The sequence below is a fragment of the Algibacter sp. YIN40 genome (genome assembly GCF_057219435.1).
The window spans coordinates 266,878-288,488 of the sequence record NZ_JBXVVC010000001.1 but is presented as its reverse complement, the minus strand read 5'-3'; the positions used below and the strand labels follow the sequence as shown (position 1 = coordinate 288,488).

The 21,611-nt window shown below is 32.7% G+C and carries 18 protein-coding genes; 6 read left to right on the top strand and 12 right to left on the bottom strand.

Annotated features, from left to right (window positions below; translation table 11 throughout):
* The first annotated feature begins 147 nt into the window (after window positions 1–147).
* The gene (locus AC2D6V_RS01405) at window positions 148–864 is read left to right on the top strand and encodes a TrmH family RNA methyltransferase (protein ID WP_484646252.1); all 717 of its coding nucleotides are present in this window, start codon (window positions 148–150) and stop codon (window positions 862–864) included.
* Window positions 865–930: 66 nt separating this feature from the next.
* On the opposite strand, the gene porT is transcribed toward AC2D6V_RS01405, so the two are convergent.
* Window positions 931–1,659 carry a type IX secretion/gliding motility protein PorT/SprT gene (gene porT / locus AC2D6V_RS01400; RefSeq protein WP_484646251.1) on the bottom strand — a complete coding sequence of 243 codons (729 nt, stop codon included), beginning with the start codon at window positions 1,657–1,659 and terminating at the stop codon, window positions 931–933.
* 1 nt (window position 1,660) lies between these two features.
* Window positions 1,661–2,389, bottom strand: a complete 729-nt coding sequence (gene ubiE, locus AC2D6V_RS01395) for a bifunctional demethylmenaquinone methyltransferase/2-methoxy-6-polyprenyl-1,4-benzoquinol methylase UbiE (protein WP_484647499.1) — start codon at window positions 2,387–2,389, stop codon at window positions 1,661–1,663.
* Window positions 2,390–2,627: 238 nt separating this feature from the next.
* Here ubiE and trkA point away from each other — a divergent pair, with 238 nt between their 5' ends.
* Both trkA and AC2D6V_RS01385 read left to right on the top strand, forming a co-directional pair.
* On the top strand, window positions 2,628–3,977 hold the full coding sequence (gene trkA / locus AC2D6V_RS01390) for a Trk system potassium transporter TrkA (RefSeq protein WP_484646250.1): 1,350 nt from the start codon (window positions 2,628–2,630) through the stop codon (window positions 3,975–3,977).
* Between the two features lie 3 nt (window positions 3,978–3,980).
* Window positions 3,981–5,474 carry a TrkH family potassium uptake protein gene (locus AC2D6V_RS01385; RefSeq protein ID WP_484646249.1) on the top strand — a complete coding sequence of 498 codons (1,494 nt, stop codon included), beginning with the start codon at window positions 3,981–3,983 and terminating at the stop codon, window positions 5,472–5,474.
* Between the two features lie 474 nt (window positions 5,475–5,948).
* On the opposite strand, the gene AC2D6V_RS01380 is transcribed toward AC2D6V_RS01385, so the two are convergent.
* Window positions 5,949–7,133 (bottom strand): pyridoxal phosphate-dependent aminotransferase, encoded by a 1,185-nt coding sequence (locus AC2D6V_RS01380; RefSeq protein ID WP_484646248.1) that lies wholly within the window; start codon window positions 7,131–7,133, stop codon window positions 5,949–5,951.
* A 31-nt stretch (window positions 7,134–7,164) separates the two neighbouring features.
* Window positions 7,165–8,259: a fatty acid desaturase family protein gene (locus AC2D6V_RS01375; RefSeq protein WP_484646247.1), complete on the bottom strand. Its 1,095-nt coding sequence runs from the start codon at window positions 8,257–8,259 to the stop codon at window positions 7,165–7,167.
* A 232-nt stretch (window positions 8,260–8,491) separates the two neighbouring features.
* On the opposite strand from AC2D6V_RS01375, the gene rsmG reads away from it, so the two are divergent.
* The gene (gene rsmG, locus AC2D6V_RS01370) at window positions 8,492–9,121 is read left to right on the top strand and encodes a 16S rRNA (guanine(527)-N(7))-methyltransferase RsmG (protein ID WP_484646246.1); all 630 of its coding nucleotides are present in this window, start codon (window positions 8,492–8,494) and stop codon (window positions 9,119–9,121) included.
* 12 nt (window positions 9,122–9,133) lie between these two features.
* On the opposite strand, the gene AC2D6V_RS01365 is transcribed toward rsmG, so the two are convergent.
* The 6 genes from AC2D6V_RS01365 to pruA form a co-directional block, all read right to left on the bottom strand.
* The gene (locus AC2D6V_RS01365; protein ID WP_484646245.1) at window positions 9,134–10,093 is read right to left on the bottom strand and encodes a tetratricopeptide repeat protein; all 960 of its coding nucleotides are present in this window, start codon (window positions 10,091–10,093) and stop codon (window positions 9,134–9,136) included.
* Window positions 10,094–10,162: 69 nt separating this feature from the next.
* Window positions 10,163–10,507: a VOC family protein gene (locus tag AC2D6V_RS01360; protein WP_484646244.1), complete on the bottom strand. Its 345-nt coding sequence runs from the start codon at window positions 10,505–10,507 to the stop codon at window positions 10,163–10,165.
* A gap of 15 nt (window positions 10,508–10,522) precedes the next feature.
* A complete protein-coding gene (locus AC2D6V_RS01355; protein WP_484646243.1) occupies window positions 10,523–12,949 on the bottom strand; it encodes a CehA/McbA family metallohydrolase in 2,427 nt (808 codons plus the stop codon).
* A gap of 150 nt (window positions 12,950–13,099) precedes the next feature.
* Entirely contained in the window at window positions 13,100–14,803 is a 1,704-nt protein-coding gene (locus AC2D6V_RS01350; RefSeq protein WP_484646242.1) for a T9SS type A sorting domain-containing protein, read from the bottom strand.
* Between the two features lie 109 nt (window positions 14,804–14,912).
* Window positions 14,913–16,127 (bottom strand): acyltransferase family protein, encoded by a 1,215-nt coding sequence (locus AC2D6V_RS01345; RefSeq protein WP_484646241.1) that lies wholly within the window; start codon window positions 16,125–16,127, stop codon window positions 14,913–14,915.
* A 166-nt stretch (window positions 16,128–16,293) separates the two neighbouring features.
* Window positions 16,294–17,922, bottom strand: a complete 1,629-nt coding sequence (gene pruA / locus AC2D6V_RS01340) for an L-glutamate gamma-semialdehyde dehydrogenase (RefSeq protein WP_484646240.1) — start codon at window positions 17,920–17,922, stop codon at window positions 16,294–16,296.
* Between the two features lie 150 nt (window positions 17,923–18,072).
* Between pruA and AC2D6V_RS01335 the strand changes: the two genes are divergently transcribed.
* Window positions 18,073–18,795, top strand: coding sequence for an NRDE family protein (locus tag AC2D6V_RS01335; protein WP_484646239.1), 723 nt, complete (start codon window positions 18,073–18,075; stop codon window positions 18,793–18,795).
* A complete protein-coding gene (locus tag AC2D6V_RS01330) occupies window positions 18,788–19,777 on the top strand; it encodes a DUF6695 family protein (protein ID WP_484646238.1) in 990 nt (329 codons plus the stop codon). The genes AC2D6V_RS01335 and AC2D6V_RS01330 overlap by 8 nt, the downstream gene beginning before the upstream one ends.
* 7 nt (window positions 19,778–19,784) lie before the next feature.
* On the opposite strand, the gene apaG is transcribed toward AC2D6V_RS01330, so the two are convergent.
* Both apaG and AC2D6V_RS01320 read right to left on the bottom strand, forming a co-directional pair.
* Window positions 19,785–20,171 carry a Co2+/Mg2+ efflux protein ApaG gene (gene apaG, locus AC2D6V_RS01325; RefSeq protein WP_484646237.1) on the bottom strand — a complete coding sequence of 129 codons (387 nt, stop codon included), beginning with the start codon at window positions 20,169–20,171 and terminating at the stop codon, window positions 19,785–19,787.
* Between the two features lie 108 nt (window positions 20,172–20,279).
* Entirely contained in the window at window positions 20,280–21,530 is a 1,251-nt protein-coding gene (locus AC2D6V_RS01320) for a type IX secretion system plug protein (protein WP_484646236.1), read from the bottom strand.
* Window positions 21,531–21,611 lie beyond the last annotated feature (81 nt).

Here is a 21,611-nt window from a genome sequence, read left to right as displayed (position 1 = left end):
TTTAGTTTTTGACGATTTAAAAAGTTTGTATTCTTGATTTCAAAAATACATTATTTGAATTGAAAAAAATATTTATAAGAATCTTATATTCTTGTTAGTAAACTCAGCAATTTTTTCATTTTCTTTATAAAATAAAATTATGTTCTAATGCTTTCAAAAAGTCAAATAAAATTAATAGGTAGTCTAAAGCAAAAAAAATTTAGACAGCAACAAGGACTTTTTGTTGTTGAGGGTGTTAAAACGATATCCGAATTATTACATTCAGACTTAGAATTACACAGTTTATATACGACAGAATCACTCAATTTTGATGCCAAAGGAGGAATTTTAATTACAGAAAGCGAATTAAAACGAATGAGTTTTTTTACCACACCAAATAAAGCTTTGGCAGTTTTTAAAATTCCTCAGTCAAAATCGATTGAAGAAAACGGATTAATTGTGGCGCTTGATGCTGTTCGAGATCCAGGGAATTTGGGAACTATAATAAGGCTTTGCGATTGGTTTGGTGTAAAAGATTTGGTTTGCAGTAAGGAAACAGTAGATTGTTATAACCCAAAAGTAATTCAAGCCACAATGGGATCTATTGCCCGAGTTAACATTAGCTATGTTGAACTCGAGTATTTTTTTAAAAAATCAAATTTACCTGTTTATGGTGCATATATGCAGGGTGAAAATGTATATACTTCAGAATTGCCAAGCAATGGAATTTTAGTAATGGGAAACGAAGCTCATGGCATTTCAAGTGCTATTGAAAGTTTAATTACTAAAAAAGTTTCCATTCCTCAATTTGGAGACATTCAAGAAACCGAAAGCTTAAACGTGGCTTCAGCAACTGCTATTTTATTGAGTGAATTTAGAAGGTAATTTGTGTCCCAGTTGCCAGTGGCAGTAAACAGTTAATATCGCTTTATTTTTAATAAGTAAGTTTTTCTACTGAAACGTTAGGTTTACAAAAACGCCTCTCGTTTTCATACTAGCAATATTACTAGTCCAAGGACTATTTGGGTCTTCGTCTCTTACTAATTCATCATTTATGCCAAAAACACCCCGAATAGAAGGCGAGAATTTAAAATTATAAAAGTAGAAATCTATTCCAAACCCTAATTCGTAGAACAGGTTGTTTTTTGTGGTTCTAAACTGTCCATTATTATTGTCATTTGGGTTGTTCTCATTACTCGATAAATTTAAAGCTGTAGAAAAACCACCAACAATAAAGGGTTTAAAATTATTAATACGTTTCGTAGAAAATTTAAGCAATAAAGGAATATGAATATATGTCGACTTTACTTCGCGTATCAAATCGGATTCAGAAAAACCAACACCTTGGAAATAACTCGGACTGTAATGTAACTCTCTAGTAGTAATAATTAATCCTGGTTCAAGGCGTACATCAATAAACTCATTAACTCGTAAATTTCCAATTAATCCAACACTAAATCCTGGGCTGCGTTTCACATAAACATCACGCAAGTCGTTATTGTAGTCAAAGTTGAAATCATAATTGTTTATACCAAGAAAATAACCCCATCTTAATAAATCATTATCTGTAGTACGCTTGCCTTGGTTCGCATCATACGTCACTTTCTTCTTCGTAAATAATTGTGCATTAGCTTGTTGAATTACAAAAAATAATGATATTAAAATGAAAACCTTCCTCATATTATTGTTTAGATGATGTATAGATTGTCGCAACTCCAAAGGTTTGCGGAAAATCTTTAACATTTATAAACCCAATTTTGTGTAAAATATTGTTTAAAGCCTCACCATATGGAAAAACTGACGCTGATTCACATAAATACTTATAAGCACTTCGGTCTTTTGAGAACATACGCCCTATTAAAGGTAATATGTTTTTTGTGTAAAAATTATACCCTTGTTTAAAAGGTGTTTTATCTGGCATTGAAGTTTCTAAAATAACAAAAGTTCCGTCTGGCTTCAATACGCGTAGAATCTCTTTCAAACCTTTTTCTAAAGTTTCAAAGTTTCTAATTCCAAAGGCTACAGTTATCGCATCAAAGGTATTATCTTCAAAAGGCATGTTTTCAGAATCACCCAAAACCATCTCTATTTTAGATTCTAAGTTTTTCTTTTTAATTTTTTGCTTTCCAATCTCTAACATACCGTTACTAATATCTAAACCAATAATTTTTTCGGCATTAGTTTCTGCAAGGTTAATGGCCAAATCACCAGTTCCAGTAGCAATATCTAAGACAGTTTTAGGGTTATTAGCTTTAACTAGTTTAACCACTTTTTTTCGCCATTTAATATCAATACCGAATGAAATAACCCGGTTTAAACCATCGTAGTCTCCCGATATAGTATCGAACATTTTAGTGACCTGTTCTTTTTTACCTAAGTCGCTATTTTTATAGGGTTTTACTTTTGACAAATCTGTAAATTTTGATGCAAACATACTCAATATATTTTTACTTTATCATATCAAGTAAAGCCAAAATATATTGAATTTGTTATCCGAATCAAAAATATAAAATCAACACTTTAGAGGAAAATATAAACTTTTATTAAAGGATTAAAGAACATGTGTGCAAATATTATATTGTATCAAATTAATGTCGCAGTGTGTATTTTATAGTATATTTGCTACTCTTTTTTATGATAATTAAATAATGAAAATAATTATTGCTGGAGCTGGTGAAGTAGGGTTTCATTTGGCAAAATTACTGTCTTTCGAGTCTCAAGAGATTACTTTAATAGATACAGATAAGGACTGTCTAGCTTATGCCGATAATCATTTAGATATCAAAGTTATAAAAGGCGATGCTACTTCAATTGCCATTTTAAAAGAATCGCGTGTTGCATCTAGCGATTTAGTTATTGGGGTTACTTCGTCAGAAACCATAAATATTACGGTTTGTGTATTAGCCAAACAACTAGGAGCTAAGCGCACGATAGCCAGAATTTCAAATACCGAGTTTATCAATCATAAGGATGAAGTTGGTTTCACAAAATTCGGGATTGATGAATTAATTTCACCAGAAGCATTGGCAGCTTCAGAAATTGAGTTGTCTTTAAAGCAATCTTCATTTAATGATAATTATGAGTTCGAAGAAGGCGCTTTAACTATGGCGGGATTAACATTGTCTAAAGAAGCTCAATTCGTTGGCAGAACCGTAAAAGAGGCCGCAGAAATATTTCCAGAATTACATTTTGTTCCTATAGCCATCCAAAGAGCAGGAACACAGTTCACTTTGATACCACGTGGAGATACGATTTTTAAAAAAGGAGATAATGTGGTTTTTATTACTTCGGAAGGTGGTGGAGAAGAATTATGTAAACTTACCGGGAAAATAAATAGGGAAATTAAAAATGTCATGATTCTTGGAGGCACTGAAATTGGTTATAAAACTGCAAGAGATCTGAGTGATAAAGGTTTTAAAGTGAAACTTTTAGAGCAAAGTAAAGAGCGTGCTTTTGAAATTGCAGATAATTTACCAAATGTGCTTGTGATAAATAGTGATGGACGTGATGTTGATATTTTAGATGAAGAAAGTATTAGTGATATGGATGCATTTATTGCAGTTGGTGACAATTCTGAAACTAATATCATGTCTTGTTTGGTTGCCAAGTCAAAAGGTGTTAAAAAATCCATTGCACTAGTGGAAAATATGGATTATTTCGAATTATCACATTCAATAGGTATAGACACCCTTATTAATAAAAAACTATTAGCAGCAAATAATATTTTTAGATATATACGAAAAGGCGAGGTAGTGGCTATGACCAAACTTAGCAATATGAATGCTGAGTTGTTGGAGTTTGAAGTTAAGGCGACGTCTGCTATTTGTAACAAAGTCATAAAAAATATTGATTTTCCAAGATCTGCTATTATTGGAGGAGTCATTAGAGATGGGATTGGATTAATAGCTCTTGGTGATTTTAAAATTCAAGAAGGCGATCGTGTAGTAGTATGTAGTCTTCTTCGTTCTATAAAGGGCGTTGAAAAATTATTCCTTTAGTGCATGAAACTTAATTATAAAATAATCTTTCATTTTTTAGGATTACTTGTTTTGTTTAATGGAGCGTTCATGCTATTGTCTACTTTAGTAAGCTTCATTTATAAAGATGGAGTGACACAGCAATTATTATCTGCATCTCTTATAACCTTGTTCGTTGGTGTTTTATCAATGGTATTTACTAGAAAGCATGTTAAAGAAATGAATAAGCGGGAAGGCTACATTGTTGTTGCTTTTGGTTGGATAATTATGGCATTATCGGGAACCTTACCTTATGTTTTTACACAAAGTATTCCAAGTTTCACAAATGCCTTTTTCGAAACAATGTCTGGTTATACTACAACTGGCGCATCAATTTTAAATGATATTGAAGTTGTTCCTAAAGGTATTCTGTTCTGGCGTAGTTTAACACATTGGATAGGAGGAATGGGTATTATTGTGCTAGCTATAGCTATATTGCCTTTGTTGGGTATTGGTGGTATGCAGTTGTTTGCTGCTGAAGCACCAGGTCCTAGCGCAGATAAATTGCATCCTAGAATAACAGATACGGCTAAACGTCTTTGGCTTATTTACTTTGGGTATACCGCAGCAGAAACGGTTTTACTTCAAGTGGCAGGCATGTCTTTTTTCGATGCTATAAATCACGCACTTTGTACTTTGTCTACTGGAGGATTTTCTACAAAAAATGAAAGCATCGCGCACTGGAATGGACAACCAATAATACAGTATATTATTATAGTGTTTATGTTTTTAGCTGGAACAAATTTTGTTTTAAGCTATTTTGCTTTTAAAGGGAAAGTTCAAAAAATAATTGGAGATGAAGAGTTTAAACTTTACTTTAAGTTTATTGCCATTTTTACTATAATAGCGGCTTTAATTATTTATTTTAGAGCAGATGTTTCTGCGTCTTCGGTGGATCATCCTATGGTTTGGGGAGAAGGCGAAAGTGCTTTTAGACATGGGCTTTTTCAAGTGCTAGCCATTGTTACAACAACAGGTTTTATAACAGCCGATTATACCATGTGGACGCCATTTCTAATGGTTTTCTTTTTCGGTTTAATGTTTCTAGGTGGTTCTGCAGGAAGTACATCGGGTGGTGTTAAAGTGGTTAGACATTTAATATTAATAAAGAATGGTTTTTTAGAGTTTAAACGTTCTTTACATCCGAATGCTATTTTGCCTGTACGCTATAATACAAAGTCCATTTCTGGTGATATTGTATTTAATGTTTTAGCATTTTTTATTTTATATATGCTCTCTTTTATTATTGGCGCTTTGGTATTTTCAATGTTTGAATTAGATTTTGTATCTGCAATTGGATTGTCAGCCTCAAGTTTAGGAAATGTTGGACCTGCATTGGGCGATTTTGGGCCAGTAAATAATTATGCAACATTGCCACCTTTAGCAAAATGGTGGTCTTCTTTTTTAATGCTTATTGGTCGTTTAGAATTGTTTACAGTTCTGGTTTTATTTACGCCATTCTTCTGGAGAAATAGGTAATTATTCTTTTTTTTACTTTTTAAAATTCCTTTACTATTTATAGGTGTTTTTGGATTTTTGTTTTGATTTTTAGACAGTTACAAAATGGTTTGTTGTAACATTTTATCTTGTTAGGCGTCATAATAGTATAACCAATTAAAATATTTATATCATGGAATTAGTTTTATCATCAGAAAATGTCGAACCATTGCCTAGTCAAAAAGAAGACTTGATTATCAAACCTTCAAACTTTTTAAATTCTTCTTATAAGAACATTGTGAAGCAGAATTATATGAAGCAGAACAGTAGTTCAGTATTTGGAATTAGACAACGTGTAAAGAGTCATTATTTTAGCTCACCGAGTATCACTGAAACAACTTTAAAATTATCTTTATTTCTTACGCTAATCTTACTTATTTTCAACTAATTCAATAGTAATAAATAAAAAAGCCGCTAAAATAGCCGCTTTTTAAATATTTGCAATTGTTGAGTTTATTAGCTTACAACTTCTTTAATGCGTTTAATGGCTTCAATAATTTGTTCTTGCGAAGCTGCGTACGAAATTCGTATACAATCAGGGTTTCCAAAAGCTTCGCCAGTAACAGTTGCCACAAGGGCTTCTTCTAATAAGTATAAAGAAAAATCAGTAGCGTTATTTATTGTTTTACCGCGTAGTGTTTTACCAAAGTAATACGACACATCTGGGAATACATAAAAAGCACCATCTGGTGTATTAGCCTTGAAACCTACAATATCATTAACTAGTCCCAATATTAAATCACGACGTTCTTTAAATTCGTCAATCATATATTGTACGCGAGAAGGCGGTTCATTTAAAGCAGTAATAACGGCACGTTGCGCAATACAATTTGCACCACTAGTCATTTGTCCTTGCATTTTATTACAAGCTCGAGCAATTTTTTCAGGAGCACCAATATATCCAATACGCCATCCAGTCATTGCAAAAGCTTTTGAAACACCGTTAACAGTTATTGTGTTATTATACATGTCTTCAAACCCAGCTATACTTGCATGCCCTTGGCCATAGTTTATATGCTCGTAAATTTCATCTGAAACTACATATATATTAGGATGTTTAACTAATACATCTGCAAGTGCACGTAATTCAGATTCACTATAAACAGAGCCACTTGGGTTACAAGGTGAGCTAAACCAAATCATTTTAGTTTTTGGAGTAATAGCTGCTTCAAGTTGTTTCGCAGTCATTTTAAAATCCGTATCAATCGACGTTTTTACTTCTACGGGAACCCCATCATATAATTTTACAATATCAGCATAACTTACCCAATATGGGCATGGTAACAGAACTTCATCACCTTCATTAAGCATCACACCAGCTATATTTGCTAAGCACTGCTTTGCACCAGTGGAAACAACAATTTGAGATGGTGAATAGCTTAAATTATTATCGCGTTTAAACTTAGTGATTATGGCTTCTTTTAATTCACCGTAACCGTCAACTGGAGTGTATGAATTATAATTGTCATTAACCGCTTGAATAGCGGCCTCTTTAATAAAATCGGGCGTGTTAAAGTCTGGCTCTCCAAGACTCAACCCAATAATATCCTTCCCTTCGCCTCTAAGTTCTCTAGCTTTGGCTGCCATTGCCAACGTTGCAGAAGTAGCCATGTTTAAAATTCTATCAGATAATAGTTGCATTTATGTATTTTGTTTATGGGTAAGTGCAAGTTTAGGCTAAACTAGGTTTTTGCCCCAATTGTTTTAATTGATTATAATGTTCAGCTACGGCTTGCCAAAATGAATTGTACTCATTATATGGTAAGCTAAACTCGTTTGCGGTATGTTTAACAATTTTAGCGATTTTACCATAGTGTATATGGCTTATATGCGAAAATAAGTGATGCTCTACTTGTCTGTTTAATCCACCAGTGTAGAAACCAGCCAACCAGCTTTTTGGAGAAAAATTAGATGTTGTAAGCAACTGGTGAATAGCCCAAGTGTTTTTCATGTTACCATCTTCATCTGGTAATGGCATTTCAGTATTCGGCATAACATGAGCTAATTGAAAAATAACGCTTAATATGATTCCAGCTGTATAATGCATAACTAAGAAGCCTATTAAAACTTGCCACCAAGCAAAACCAAGTGCAATCGGTAAAACCACCCAAATAGAATAGTATACTATTTTTCCAATAATTAATTTAGTCCACTGTGTTGCAGGATTTGGGAATTTACCATATGCTAGTTTTCTTTTAAGATAATGGTATGTTTGAACAAAGTCCGTAGTGACGGCCCAATTTGCTGTTAATAAACCGTATAAAAAGAAAGCATAGTATTTTTGATATTTATGAAACCTCTGCCATTTTGTGTGTTTGGAAAAACGAATAATTCTACCTGCATCTATATCTTCGTCATGCCCTTGAATATTAGTATATGTATGATGTAATACATTGTGCTGTACTTTCCAATTGTAGTCATTTCCAGCTAAAATATAAATACTGCTTCCCATTAATTTATTAACCCATTTCTTGCTTGAAAAAGAGCCATGATTAGCATCATGCATAACATTCATGCCTACACCTGCCATTCCTATGCCTGTAATTACCATGCATAAAATTTGTGCCCAACCTGGTAGGTTAATACTTAAAACGAACACTACAGGTACAACAAGCAGAGCAAACATGAAAATTGCTTTGCTGTATAACTTCCAGTTTCCAGTACGTTTAAGGTTGTTTTCTTTAAAGTAGTCGTTAACTCGCTTATTAAGAGTCTTAAAAAATTTTGCAGAGTCTTTCCTCGAAAAGGATAATGTCTGTTTAGTCATGCTATTAATTTTAATATGATTAATAATAACAAATTGTTGATCATACCTGCGGCAAAGATAGGTATAAAGCAATTGAAGTAATAATGTTTTTTTGTAAAAATATGCATATAAAAAGTATATTTTTGTTTAAAATTTAACATGAATGAAATGAACATAACTAAAACTTTCTATGACAATAGAGGTGTTTTATATGTGAATTGCATCTGTCAGATTTAAGAAAATAGCATAACAGATGAAACTCGTTTTAAAGTATTTCCCTAATCTTACTGAAGATCAAATAGATAAATTTGAGCGGTTAGAATCATTATATCAAGATTGGAATTTAAAGATTAATGTAGTCTCTCGTAAGGATATTGACGAATTGTATTTACGTCATGTTTTACATTCTTTAGGTATTGCAAAGCTTATTTCTTTTAAAGATGGTAGCAGCATTCTTGATGTAGGGACTGGTGGTGGATTCCCAGGGATTCCATTGGCTATCTTATTTCCAGAATGTTCTTTTCATTTAGTAGATAGTATTGCAAAAAAACTAAAAGTGGTAAACGAAGTAGTTGAGGGCTTAGGTTTAACTAATGTAAAAACAACACATAGTAGAGTAGAAGCAATTAATGAAACTTACGATTTTATTATTAGCCGAGCGGTTGCTGCAATGCCTACTTTTGTACATTGGACAAAAGGCAAAATTGCAAAAAAGCAAAACAATGAACTTAAGAATGGTATTTTATATTTAAAAGGAGGGGATTTAAGCGAGGAACTTCAAGATTATAAAAAAGCAACTATCTACAATTTAAGTGATTTCTATACTGAAGACTTTTTTGAAACAAAAAAAGTAGTGTATCTGCCTATAAAATATAGAGGTTAAATTTTAGCACAATCACAACTTATCCAAATCATAAAAAACACTTTTAAAGAACATTAGCTGTTTTAAATACCAATAGGAGGTAGCAAATTGTTCGATAGGTTTTTTAAGACTTGATTGATTGCTAAGAATAGTTTTTGACTTTTGATAATAGGATTTAGCTTTATCTAAATCACCCAATTTATAATGAGCAATCGACAATCCTAATATGGCATCAAAATCTAATGAATCGAATTTGAGCGCGTTGTTAAAATCTATAACGGCATCATTATATTTTCCAAGAAATAAATATGTACTTCCACGATAAAAATAGCCAAACGCATTTTCTTTATCCAACCGAATTACAATATTAAAATCGGCATTTGCTTTTTGAAAATAATTAATATCTAAATAAAACAAACCTCTGTTAAGAAAGGCGTCAGCGTTTGGAGCTACTAAAATAGCAGTAGAATAATCTTTAAGTGCATTTTTATAATCCTCTAAAGCAGTATGAGCAGAGGCTCTTAATGTGTATGCAATTTGCAAATCTGGAATTACTTTAAGTACCGCGTTAAAATCTTTAATAGCTTCTGCATAATCTCCTAAATCATACTTTGTACATGCTAGACTGTATCTCGCATCAACGAAGTTTTTATCTAAGTCAACTGCTCTAGCGTAATCAGACTTGGCACCTGTAAAATCTTCAAGATTATATCTAGAATTACCTCTGTTAAAATAAGTATCTGCATCGGGTTCTTGAATAATTATCTTGGAGTAATCAACAATTGCTCCATGATAATCACCCGAATCATTTTTAGCTAATCCGCGATGGAAATAAGCGTCAAGATTATTGGGCTCAAGATCTATTACTTTATTAAGCAAATCTATTTTATCTTTTAGAATAGTAGTTCTTAAAGCCTGTCTATAAATCTTTTTCGCTTGCCCAAAAAAAAGAATAGGAGAAAGAACAAATATGAGGATTGTAATTTTCTTCATTTAGAATTTTAAAATAAAGATAGCAAAAAATATACCGCTTTTTAATATGAAAAATGTTTAGCTTAATTTCTATTCCAATACATCCGACCAAACTGCTAATTCGTTGCCATCTGGATCCATAAAATGAAATCTTCTTCCGCCAGGAAATGAAAAAATTGCTTTTGATATTGTACCACCAGATTCAATTATCTTCTGTTGGATTTTCTTGAGGTCTTTATAGAATAATACGACTAATACGCCATTAACTATTTTTCTATCAGTTTTTTCAAAACCTCCTGCAAGACCGCTATTTGAAAATGCAACATAATCGGGACCGTAATCTGTGAATTCCCATTCAAAGCAAGTTGTATAAAAGTCTTTTATACTCTCAATATGGTTTGCATATAATTCTATATAGTTAATATGACTGTTCATTATTAGATAATCTTTTTAATTATTTTTAATAATACTTATTAAATGCTGTCTAGCTTCTTCAAAGTGAGCCAATAGTTTAGGGATAGGAATTTCTTTATATCCATCCTTTAAGCGGTTTTCAGAAACATCTAGTAATTTTAATAAATCTTGAGCTGCCTCATTGGCTGCTTCGGAATCTATACTTCCAATATTGTTAAACCAAATTGGGCTTGTTTCTGCGAAAGGGTAACTATCCATTAAGGGCCATTCTATGATACCTCCTGAAATTCTTGCAGTAACCCAACCTCCATGAGGTACTTCTATTGAACCATTATATCCTTTGCTTCCTGCTTTATCACTGCCTTTTTTATTCCAAACTACTTTTCCATTTACAAAAATTTCAATCTTTTCGTAACCAACGGGGCAATGAACATTTAGTGACCATTTTACTTTGTTACTATCTGTTTTTATCACATGACCTGGCGTTTTTTCATCAACTTGAAATTCAATCAACGGTCCATTAGTAACAAAACTTTTTCCATTCTTTAATGCTTTTAAGTAGCTATCAATGGTTAAAATTGTTTCTGGTTTAACATATACTCTTGTTGCTCCAATAGCCATGGTTCTATATAAGTCGTTCATTACATCGCTACCAGCAGAAATAGTTAATGGAACACCAATATTTAATATTTTATGCCAAAGGTTTGCCGTCCCTATTTCGTCCGACCATAAGCATCCTATTTCTATAATATCAGATTCTCCTAAAACGCAATCTGCCACTAGCCCAATAGGAATACGCTTTGAACCTGTATCACTAAAGGGGTCTCTAATACTCACTGGATGAACATAGCCTCCTAAGCCATTTTGACTTCTAGCGAATCTTAATGGTTCTGCATTCAATCTATCATCGCGACCATAAATATCATATCGTGGACCCCAAACCCAAGGCCAATAAAGGTCTTTTGTTCCCAATAGCCCTAAATGCCCAAGGAAGTGTGAACGTACTTCTTGACCTAATTGAATAAGAGGTAGTTCCTCACGTTTCCAATTCCATAAATTCTGTTGAAGAAATCTTTGACCGAGATTTGCTAATAAGGGAAACGCAACATCCACATCTTCACCTTTTAGATCTAATACAATATCCTCGGGGTCCAATTGATTGGTGCCTCCATAATTAATATGAAAGTGATTATCTCCAGAAAACCAACCATGAGAATTAGGATCCCAAATTTTGGTTAAATTTATATCGGTTGTTTGATTATCCTCAGTTAAAAGTGTTTTTTGCGTTGTCTTTATAGTTGAAAAACCATGAACAGCTGTAATGGTTATTTCTCCTAAAGGTGCTTGTACTTCTACTTCCCCTGGAGAATAAAAGAACACAATACCATTTTGACCGTCTGAATGAACCACCCCTGTTTCGGGAATGATAGGATGTCCAGAAGCGTCGGTAATACTTATTCTTACAGGTGTTTTTAAATTATCTACATTGCTTATAATTTTCAATTTTCCAACTTTTGATTTCCAATCCCAAGTTTTTATTTCTAGCAATTCAGGCATTCCTCCATTGATACTAATTCGTTTTAATTCAGATCTTTCATTATTGTTAACTTCGTAATAATAAATCCACTTTCCATCATAACTGAATTTCGGAGATAATGGTAAATTATTGCTTTTAGTGAGTAATAATTTACTCTTAGGAATTAATATATCTAGGAGTCGAAGCTCGTAATTGTCTCCATTTGGCCAAGTATAAACCAGAGTTCGGTTATCTGATGAAAGAGAAAAGGCTGCTTGAGATGTAAAATTTTCTTCTATTAATGGTTTGGAAATTTCTTCATCTAAGTTTAATAATTCAATAGAGTCATAAGAAAACCCCATTTTTTTCAGATATATTAATCCTTCTTTTGAGTTTATAGGGATAGGAAGTCGTTCTAAATTCTCCTCATGTGTAATAACGGAATTTTCTTGAGTAGTTAAATTTAAACGCCAAATATCTATGGAGCCATTTTTTGCAGATGCGTAGTAAACGTATTTACCATCTTGAGAGAATATTGGGTCTAAATCTAAGGCTTGAGAGTCTATTAATGTAATTTCTTTGTTCGAAATCAAATCAAGCAAAACAATTTTAGTATCGACACTATTATCTCTAACAAATACTATTTGATTGCCATCTGGTGACCAATTTGGTTTCGAATCCATATCTGGAGAAAAAGTTATTCTTTCAGCTTTAGAAGAACCATTTTTCATTAGCCATAGCCATCCTTTGGCCGCAAACACAACATCACTTTTATTAGGAGAAGGAGCTGGATTTGTTGGTCCCGAATTTAAAATTGGTAGTTCGTAACCTTCTAAATACACATGATGACCGAAACCATCAACTTTGGGATATCTATTTGACCATTGTGCATGAATCGCAGTTATACTGAAAGAAAGCAAGAAGCAAAATAAGAGATGTTTTTTCATTATAATTTTTATTGATTAAATCAAATTATGAATTCTTCTAAGATATAAAGAATTATAAATCTAGTTCAATAAAAAATTATCATTTAAATACAATAAAGCTTTTCTTTTTAAGTAGGTAGTTCTTTTCAAGTATTTTATTTACAGATTTTACTATCTAACAATAACTTTAGTTTGAAATAATTGATTATCAGTTTGAATATTTAGCAGATACATACCAGAGGTCATATTTATGGGTATTGATGTCTTTTTATTCAATGTCATATTTTTTTGAAACACTATTTTTCCTGTTATATCAATAATGTTAACCTTAGATTGGCTGTAGTTAGAATGACTCAATATAGTTATTTCGTTGACCACTGGATTCTTTTCAATTTTAAAATTGAATGTTGCAACGTCATTATTATGAAGCGTTGATTGGTAAATTTCAGATAAAGCAAAGGCAACATTGGCTTCTGTTAATTGTACGTGAGGTTCATTGTCGTCTGGCATATACCAATTTACAAAAGGTGTGCTGTTTTGAACTGTTTTACTGGTTGGACTACCTAAATCTATTGTGTGAAACCAATCAATTTCTCCATCATTTTCTAATGCCATAGCGCTCACAGATGGTATAAAATTAAAGTTATTTGTTGTTAAAGCCGCCAAAAAATCACCAATTAAACCCGAAGTGTCAAGCCCGTCGGTTAAACCAGCAATATCAAACAAACCTCCTGGAGCAGCATCTAAACCATCACTAAAAGTATGGGATTGAGAATTAGCAGATACATCTGCAACTGTAATCGGGATTATTATTAGTGTAGCAACAACTTTTAATCTGCTAATCAATTGTGAACCATTGTTAAAGTAGGGGGTAAAATTTATTTCAATTTCGGCAGTTGTTGGTAATGGTGCACTTGGAACATTAAACGTATTATTTATTACAGAAAATCCCGGAGAAATTGGATTGTCCATCTTATCATAATAAGGCGTGCCAATACCACTTCCGTTAATTATAGATACATTTCGTGAGTTTTCTGGAAATCCAGAAGTTGTTAAACTATTAATACCGTTTTGAAAAATAGTTCTCCATGGATGTGCCTCTGGTAATAATTTTGCAGAATCAAAATCTGCTATGCTGCCATTCTGCAAATGTGCTTCAAAATGATCTACTAACATTTGTCTTGCTGCTGCCGATTTAAGCATTCCATTAACTACAGGTTGCAATTCAATAATATTGTTATCATCTAAACCGTTTGCCAAATAATTAAATTGATGTTGGAATCCAATGGGAACATTTGCACCATAATGAGGAGAATCAAATGATAACCACAACCTTGTTTCATGGTCTATAGCTTCATTTTCCATATAATTTAACGCATAACGAGAAATTAACCCACCCATACTCGGCCCAATAATTACTAAGTCGTCAGCATACACAGTTTTATTGGTGTTTATAATGTTTATTAGGTCTACCAATAGCATCGCATTTCTCTCTATAAAATCTGCACCGCCATCAATTTCTACCATATCGACAGATCTAGTATAAATTGGAAAATTTAATATAACAACATCATAACCCTGAGAAATAACTAAGTCTGCTAAATTTTGCTCACCGTTCGAGTCTGTGTAATTCAATAATTGATAAATTCCATCTATATTTCGTCCATCTCCCGGGTCGAAACCGTCAACAACTATAATAGGTCTATCTAATATATTATCGGCACTTTTAAAAATTTTATATTCAGCCTGACCTGTGTAATTTGAAACTTCGCCATAAGCTGATAATTCAGGAGCGGTAATTCCTGTGAGTGTAGTTACTTGAGCAAAAAACAATAAAGGACAAAAAAGAAATAATAAAAAGTAGCTTGTTTTCATACGTGAGAGATTGGTTTTATAAATATATGATTTTTAATTAGGTATTTATAAAACCAATAATGAAATAAGGGTTCAATTACTTAATCGTTAGGCATTATTCAGTTTAATATTACACAATATTTGTAACAGGTTTTATTCTTGATAATTCTTCAGTTTTCTTTATATCAGCTAATTTTTTGCTATATTTTCGTCCATTTAAGAACTTTCCAATAAGCGTTCCTCTAACTAGATAATGGTAACTCACAAAACAGATGATTCCTGTGCTAATTAAAACAATCAAGAATTTCAATGTACTTGGGATTGCCCAGTCAACAATAAAACTTGGGATTATAGCAGTCAACGAAAGGTGAATGAGATATACCCAATATGAGGAATCTGAAATGTACCGCATTCTCGAAGAGTGTCGGCTTCCATATCGAATAAATAGTCCTGTGATTCCGAAAATAAAAAACCATACCATAAAAGATTTTAAAATAATTTTAACCTCATAACTAAATGTGTCACTCATAAAGAAGAAGTACACAAATAAAGCAAATCCTAGGATGGTAGAAATCCAATCATATCTCATCATGCTATCTAAAAGGTGTTTCGATTTAAATAATACCCAACCTATCATGTAAAAGAAAAAATAATAAATAAAGGTGTTAAAGTCCGGTACAAATGATGTTGATGTAGCTACTGACCAAGTGCCCATTATTGAATATAAGAGCGCTGTTAAACAAGCAAAAATTATAATACGTAGAATAGGTTTTTCTAGTGTCCAACTAAATACACTCGACACCATATTGGATACGCTTGGGAGCTTTTTAAATAACAATCCAAGACCTGCTGAAACAAAGGTGATAATGGCTAAATAATAAAGGAACCATAGATGAAAAGTAACTTGAGGAATTAAGATTCCTAAACTTGAGAAACTTGTTGTAGCATCAGATAATGGGTTAAGACTTCCTCTAAATAATGACTCTGTATATCCGAAAGCAAAAACAATAGTGGGCCAAAGTAAAATGACAAAAACTATAAATGGAAAAACAATTCTAGATATTCTGTTTTTAATCATTTTAAGCGGTTTTCTTTCATAAAACAACATAGCACCAAAAAAACCAGCGACTACAAAAAATATCTGCATCCTAAAAGCGTGAATAATGTTAACAATGAAATCGTTAGATAGATGCGTTGCTCCTGGATCTTTCAATGACCAAGCATTTCCGTAATTAATAACTCCATAGGTAATGGCGGAATGAATAACCAATCCTAATAACATCATTATTGCACGCAAAGAATCTAATGAGTGAATTCTTTCAGTTTTGTGAGGTTTCGTTTTCATATGGTTGGTTGATTTTAAAAAAACTATTTAAATATTTCTTTAATTTAATATATAAGAAACCGAACGAAATTAGGAAAAATTTTACAAATTGGAAAATACAGATGTATAAACAAAAAAAGAGACTGTTTTATAAAAACAGTCTCTTTAGTTTTATTTTTTTAAAGTGTCATTCCCCTAAAAACGGATAGCGATAATCCGTTGGTGTCACAAAAGTTTCCTTAATCATTCTAGGTGATACCCAACGTAATAAGTTTTGAGCGCTACCAGCTTTGTCATTAGTTCCAGAAGCTCTTGCACCTCCAAATGGTTGTTGTCCAACTACAGCGCCAGTTGGTTTGTCGTTTATATAAAAGTTTCCAGCTGCGTTTTGTAAGGCTTCAGTAGCCTGTGTTACTGCGTATCTATCTTTGGATAAAATAGCACCTGTTAACGCATATTCACTCGTTTCGTCAATAAGCTTTAAAGTTTCTGTGTAAGCGTCATCTTCATAAACATAAATAGTCATCACAGGGCCAAATAACTCGGTACACATAGTTGTATATTTTGGGTCTTTAGCTACAATAACTGTAGGTTCTATAAAATAACCTTTACTTTTATCGTAACCACCACCAACTAATATGTCTGCATGTGCATCTGCTTTTGCACCATCAATATATTTTGCTAATTTATCAAAAGACCCTTCATGAATTACTGCAGTAATAAAATTGCTCATGTCCTCTGGAGAACCCATTTTAAATGAGTTTACATCTTCAATCACGTATTTTTTCACATCAGCCCAAAGACTTTGTGGAACATAAGCTCTTGAAGCAGCACTACACTTTTGACCTTGAAATTCGAACGCGCCACGAACAATAGCGGTGGCAACTTGTTTGGCATTGGCCGATTTGTGAGCAACGATAAAATCTTTACCACCAGTTTCACCTACAATTCTTGGGTAGGTTTTATAGTTATGAATATTGTTTCCTATTTGTTTCCATAGCTCTTTAAAGATAAATGTAGAACCTGTAAAGTGTAATCCTGAAAAATCTGGACTAGCCATAACAGTATTAGTAATCATAACTGGGTCTCCAAATACCACATTGATAACACCTGGAGGCACACCAGCTTCTTCAAATACATCCATAATAACTTTAGCAGAATATATTTGGCTGTCACTAGGTTTCCAAATTACAACATTGCCCATTAAAGCCATACATGCAGGTAAGTTTCCAGCAATAGCAGTAAAGTTAAATGGTGTGACAGCATAAGTGAAACCTTCTAATGGTCGGTACTCAATTCTATTCCATGCATCACTTGTGCTTTCGGGTTGCTCCATATAAATATCCGTCATAAACTGAACATTAAATCGCAAGAAATCTATAAACTCACAAGCAGCATCAATTTCAGCTTGGTGAATAGTTTTTGATTGCGCAATCATGGTAGCCGCATTTATTTTAGCTCTATATGGGCCCGCAATCAATTCGGCAGCTTTTAAAAAGATACCTGCGCGTTGCTCCCAAGGCATTTGAGACCAAGTTTTCCTAGCTTCTAAAGCGGTGCTGATAGCATCTTCAACATGGTTTTGTTCAGCTAAATGATAAGTCCCCACAATATGTTGGTGATCGTGTGGAGGAGACATGGTTCTGGTGTTTCCAGTTTTTACATCATCACCATTTATATATAAAGGAATATCAATTTTACTATTAAACATTGTTTTATAAGCATCTAAAACAGCCGCTCGTTCTGGAGACCCAGGAGCATAGCTTTTAACGGGTTCGTTAACTGCAATTGGTACATTAAAAAAGCCTTTTCCCATGATTTGTTATTTTTTATTATTGAATTTTCAGTAAATGAGGTGCAAATTTACGAATTATTAAATGATTAAATAAGAGCAAGCCTTCTTAAAATGGCGTTAATTTTTATTTATTTTTTGTAAGTTGCCAATCTGTTTAATGACTATTCGTTTATGTGTACAGTGACTATTATTCCTATAGGGAAAACCAATTTTATTTTAACTTCAAATCGTGATGAAGCGCCAAATAGAGTGTCTTTAATTCCAGCTTTTTATACCCTTGGTAATACTAAATTGTTATTCCCAAAAGACAAAAAAGGTGGTACGTGGATTGGTATAAGTGAAAAAAATCGTGTTGTTTGTGTTTTAAATGGTGCATTCGTTTTTCATGAACGCAAACAAAATTATAGAATGAGTCGTGGTATTGTGGCTAATGATTTTATGATTTCAGATAAATTAGTGGAGACAGTTCAAGCTTATAATTTAATAGACATTGAACCTTTTACCATGGTAATAATAGATTGGAATGATGATTTGAAATTTTATGAGCTAGTTTGGGATGGTGTGAATAAGCATTTTACGGAATTGCCTTTAGAGCCAAAAATCTGGTCATCGACTACCTTGTATCCTGATAGCATGAAAAAAGAACGACAAAAATGGTTTGAAAATTTTAATTCCGATTACCAAATTAATGCTGATAGTGTTTTAAACTTTCATAAAACAGCAGGAACTGATAATGAAGATTATGGTGTTATTATGAATCGAGGATTTGTAAAAACAACGAGCATCACACAAATTCAAAAAACTGGAGAGAATTGCGTAATGCAATATGAAAATCTTCAAGATAAAATTGTTACTACAAAAACATTCAAACTTCCACAAGTAGTCAATGAATAACACCGGGATTATTTTAACATTGGCGTATCCTGATACCATTGTTATGGTTTCAGAAGAGTGGTTTTCGCCATTTTTAAGATTTATTGGTATTGGTAAAAAGAATTATTTACGAGCTGGACATGCTGCTTTGGTATTAATAAATAAGGACACTGGTGAATTGGAATATCATGATTTTGGACGGTATATTACATCTGAACCTAATGGTAGAGTAAGAGGAAAGGACACAGATAATGAACTAGGTTTCCCATTAAAAGCCAAAATTAAAAACGATACAATAGAAAATTTAAGTGAGATTTTAGAATTCTTAGGAACACATCCAAAATTAACACATGGTGATGGTAAATTGGTCGCTTCGGTTTGTAGTGCTGTTGATTATATAAAGGCTCGAACGCATATTACCCAAATGCAAAAAAAGCATTTTATAAGGTATGCAGCGTTTATAAAAAATGCTTGTAATTGTGCACGTTTTGTGACCGATACTTTGATTGCTTCGGTAACAGATGCAACCATTAGCAAACGACTTAAAGATTCTAAATGGTTTACACCAAGCACGGTTGGTAATGTGCTACTAGCAGATACGGAAAACCATGTTTATGAAGTAACAGAAACAGGTGTCATTTCTAAATTTAAAGGCTCGCAAAAAAGTGAAAATGTTCGATGTTTTTTAGATAAGTTGAAAGACCATGAAGTTAATTTGGTTGGAACTCAGAAGCCAAAACCTGTTGATGGGTTGCACGAAAAAGCACAATGGTTATCTGGAATTGCGGCAGGTGCCTGGTTTGAGTTACATCAAACAGGACATGATGTCGAGTATCATTTTAAGCGCATTTCTCCATACGGAAATATAGATGTGCACGATAAGTTCGTTGCAGATGACGACTCGTTTGATTATGATTTAGAATTTGAATTCGTACATTATTCAAACTGTAAATTCTTTCATGTGAAACAACACGGTAAGATTTTTAGGTTTGATAGAAAATAAAGCCTTATTAATTTATAGCAAATGGAGCACTCAACTTAAATGTTGGAATAATTACTTTAAACTTTCTAGTAGTTGTAAAATTAACCATGCTGTAGTGCCCTTGCATAGCACCAAAGGGGGATGTGAGTAAGCAACCAGATGTATAAGTGTGAGATTCGCCTGGTTTTAATACAGGTTTCTTGCCAATAACACCTTCTCCAGAAACAACTTCAACATTATTTAAAGCATCTAAAATTTCCCAATGACGCGCATTTAACTGCACAGAATCTTTGCTCTGGTTTTCTATGGTTATCGTATACTCAAAGGCATACTGTATTTTATAATTTTTATAAAACGAGCCTTCGTAATTCGTAATAACCGAAATTTTTATACCTCTTGTTACTTGTTGTACCATTGTTAATGATAAATATGGGATTTGGTTACGGGGTCTAAAATAGTAAATATTAAGTGGTTAACGATAAATTTTAACGTATTTGATAGAAAAATCGGTTGAAATACAGCTTTAATTAGAAATATTAATAGAGCTTCCTTCACCAAGCCCAATTATTTTATCGTATCGGCCACCCAAGTCTCTGTAATAAACTAGTACTTTGTAATTGTTTTCTGTTTGATAAAAGTTTCCGCTTATAGCGCCTTCCTCAAACTCTCCATTCTTATTCACAATTATGTATTTGTAATTGTAGAACCCTTGTTTTAAGAGTATTGAAGATTTGTAGATATTATCATGGTCGTCATAAAACATTTTGGTGCTTTCATCTATAGCATAATTGTTAAAATTACCGTACACATGGATCTCTTTATCTTTAAAACTATCCTGTGGTAAAAGTGAAAAGTGCATCCAAACATAATCGGCTTCAATACTTGTATTTTCGGCATCTATATTAAGAACAACAAAATTCCCGTTAATATCTGGATTATATGTGTAAGTACGAGACGCTCTTTCAAAATTGGTAAACAAATAATTATGGTAAATATCTTTTAGGTCTATACCTTGAATGCCAGTATTAGCCGCTCGTACATCTTTATTTTCAAAAAATAAATACTCGTTACCACCCCAAAAACTAGATTCTGAATCGTATCTGTAAATAAGTTGATTTCCAATAGTGTACTGAGGTTTTAATCCAGAAATGGCAGTATTTAAATTATTGTTTTGAACAATAAGTGTTTTAACTGTTTGATTTGGATTATTTAGTTGCATGTTGCTTGATGAAATAACAACTTCGACACGCTGTTTTCCTTCAATATATTGAATGTCTCTAGCTCTCTTTAAGCTAACACCAACATTTGTTTTGTCTTCATAAATCATGAATTTTCTAGAAAAAACAAGTTCGTCATAGCTATTGTAGATCTCAAGCATATAATTTCCAGAAACCTTTAGGCCTCTTGTATATTGATTGGGAATACTAAGCTTATAGTTTGAGTAAATTTGATAGGTGTTTAATGAATTTTCATAATTTCTAATACGTTGATTATCAAAACCATTTAAAAATTCAGATTGCACTAACACAGATGGCGTCCAATCGAAATTATAATGTTTAATTTTATAATAATAATCTTCTTCATCCCCATTTAAAGCATCAAATTCTAGAACCAGATATTCACCTAGTTTTAATACAGGTAACTGGCTCTCTGGAGTGTCTCCTTTGAACTTTATAGTTTTAATATAATCTGGTGGATTTATTTCTTCAACTTGTGAAAAAGTACATACTGGAATTAAGATTAAAAGCAGTAATAAAAAAGACTTAAATGGCATTAAAATCATGTTTTTCGTAAATATAAAACAAATATAATGCCTAAAACGAAACTTCTTTAAATGCTAATAAATTTCTGAGTC

What these genes read in the sequence shown, in the direction of transcription:
- AC2D6V_RS01405 (WP_484646252.1), top strand. Translation starts at nt 148, where the DNA reads ATGCTTTCAAAAAGTCAAATAAAATTAATAGGTAGTCTAAAGCAAAAA.
- porT (WP_484646251.1), bottom strand. Translation starts at nt 1,659, where the DNA reads ATGAGGAAGGTTTTCATTTTAATATCATTATTTTTTGTAATTCAACAA.
- trkA (WP_484646250.1), top strand. Translation starts at nt 2,628, where the DNA reads ATGAAAATAATTATTGCTGGAGCTGGTGAAGTAGGGTTTCATTTGGCA.
- AC2D6V_RS01385 (WP_484646249.1), top strand. Translation starts at nt 3,981, where the DNA reads ATGAAACTTAATTATAAAATAATCTTTCATTTTTTAGGATTACTTGTT.
- AC2D6V_RS01380 (WP_484646248.1), bottom strand. Translation starts at nt 7,133, where the DNA reads ATGCAACTATTATCTGATAGAATTTTAAACATGGCTACTTCTGCAACG.
- AC2D6V_RS01375 (WP_484646247.1), bottom strand. Translation starts at nt 8,259, where the DNA reads ATGACTAAACAGACATTATCCTTTTCGAGGAAAGACTCTGCAAAATTT.
- rsmG (WP_484646246.1), top strand. Translation starts at nt 8,492, where the DNA reads ATGAAACTCGTTTTAAAGTATTTCCCTAATCTTACTGAAGATCAAATA.
- AC2D6V_RS01365 (WP_484646245.1), bottom strand. Translation starts at nt 10,093, where the DNA reads ATGAAGAAAATTACAATCCTCATATTTGTTCTTTCTCCTATTCTTTTT.
- AC2D6V_RS01360 (WP_484646244.1), bottom strand. Translation starts at nt 10,507, where the DNA reads ATGAACAGTCATATTAACTATATAGAATTATATGCAAACCATATTGAG.
- AC2D6V_RS01355 (WP_484646243.1), bottom strand. Translation starts at nt 12,949, where the DNA reads ATGAAAAAACATCTCTTATTTTGCTTCTTGCTTTCTTTCAGTATAACT.
- AC2D6V_RS01350 (WP_484646242.1), bottom strand. Translation starts at nt 14,803, where the DNA reads ATGAAAACAAGCTACTTTTTATTATTTCTTTTTTGTCCTTTATTGTTT.
- AC2D6V_RS01345 (WP_484646241.1), bottom strand. Translation starts at nt 16,127, where the DNA reads ATGAAAACGAAACCTCACAAAACTGAAAGAATTCACTCATTAGATTCT.
- pruA (WP_484646240.1), bottom strand. Translation starts at nt 17,922, where the DNA reads ATGGGAAAAGGCTTTTTTAATGTACCAATTGCAGTTAACGAACCCGTT.
- AC2D6V_RS01335 (WP_484646239.1), top strand. Translation starts at nt 18,073, where the DNA reads ATGTGTACAGTGACTATTATTCCTATAGGGAAAACCAATTTTATTTTA.
- AC2D6V_RS01330 (WP_484646238.1), top strand. Translation starts at nt 18,788, where the DNA reads ATGAATAACACCGGGATTATTTTAACATTGGCGTATCCTGATACCATT.
- apaG (WP_484646237.1), bottom strand. Translation starts at nt 20,171, where the DNA reads ATGGTACAACAAGTAACAAGAGGTATAAAAATTTCGGTTATTACGAAT.
- AC2D6V_RS01320 (WP_484646236.1), bottom strand. Translation starts at nt 21,530, where the DNA reads ATGCCATTTAAGTCTTTTTTATTACTGCTTTTAATCTTAATTCCAGTA.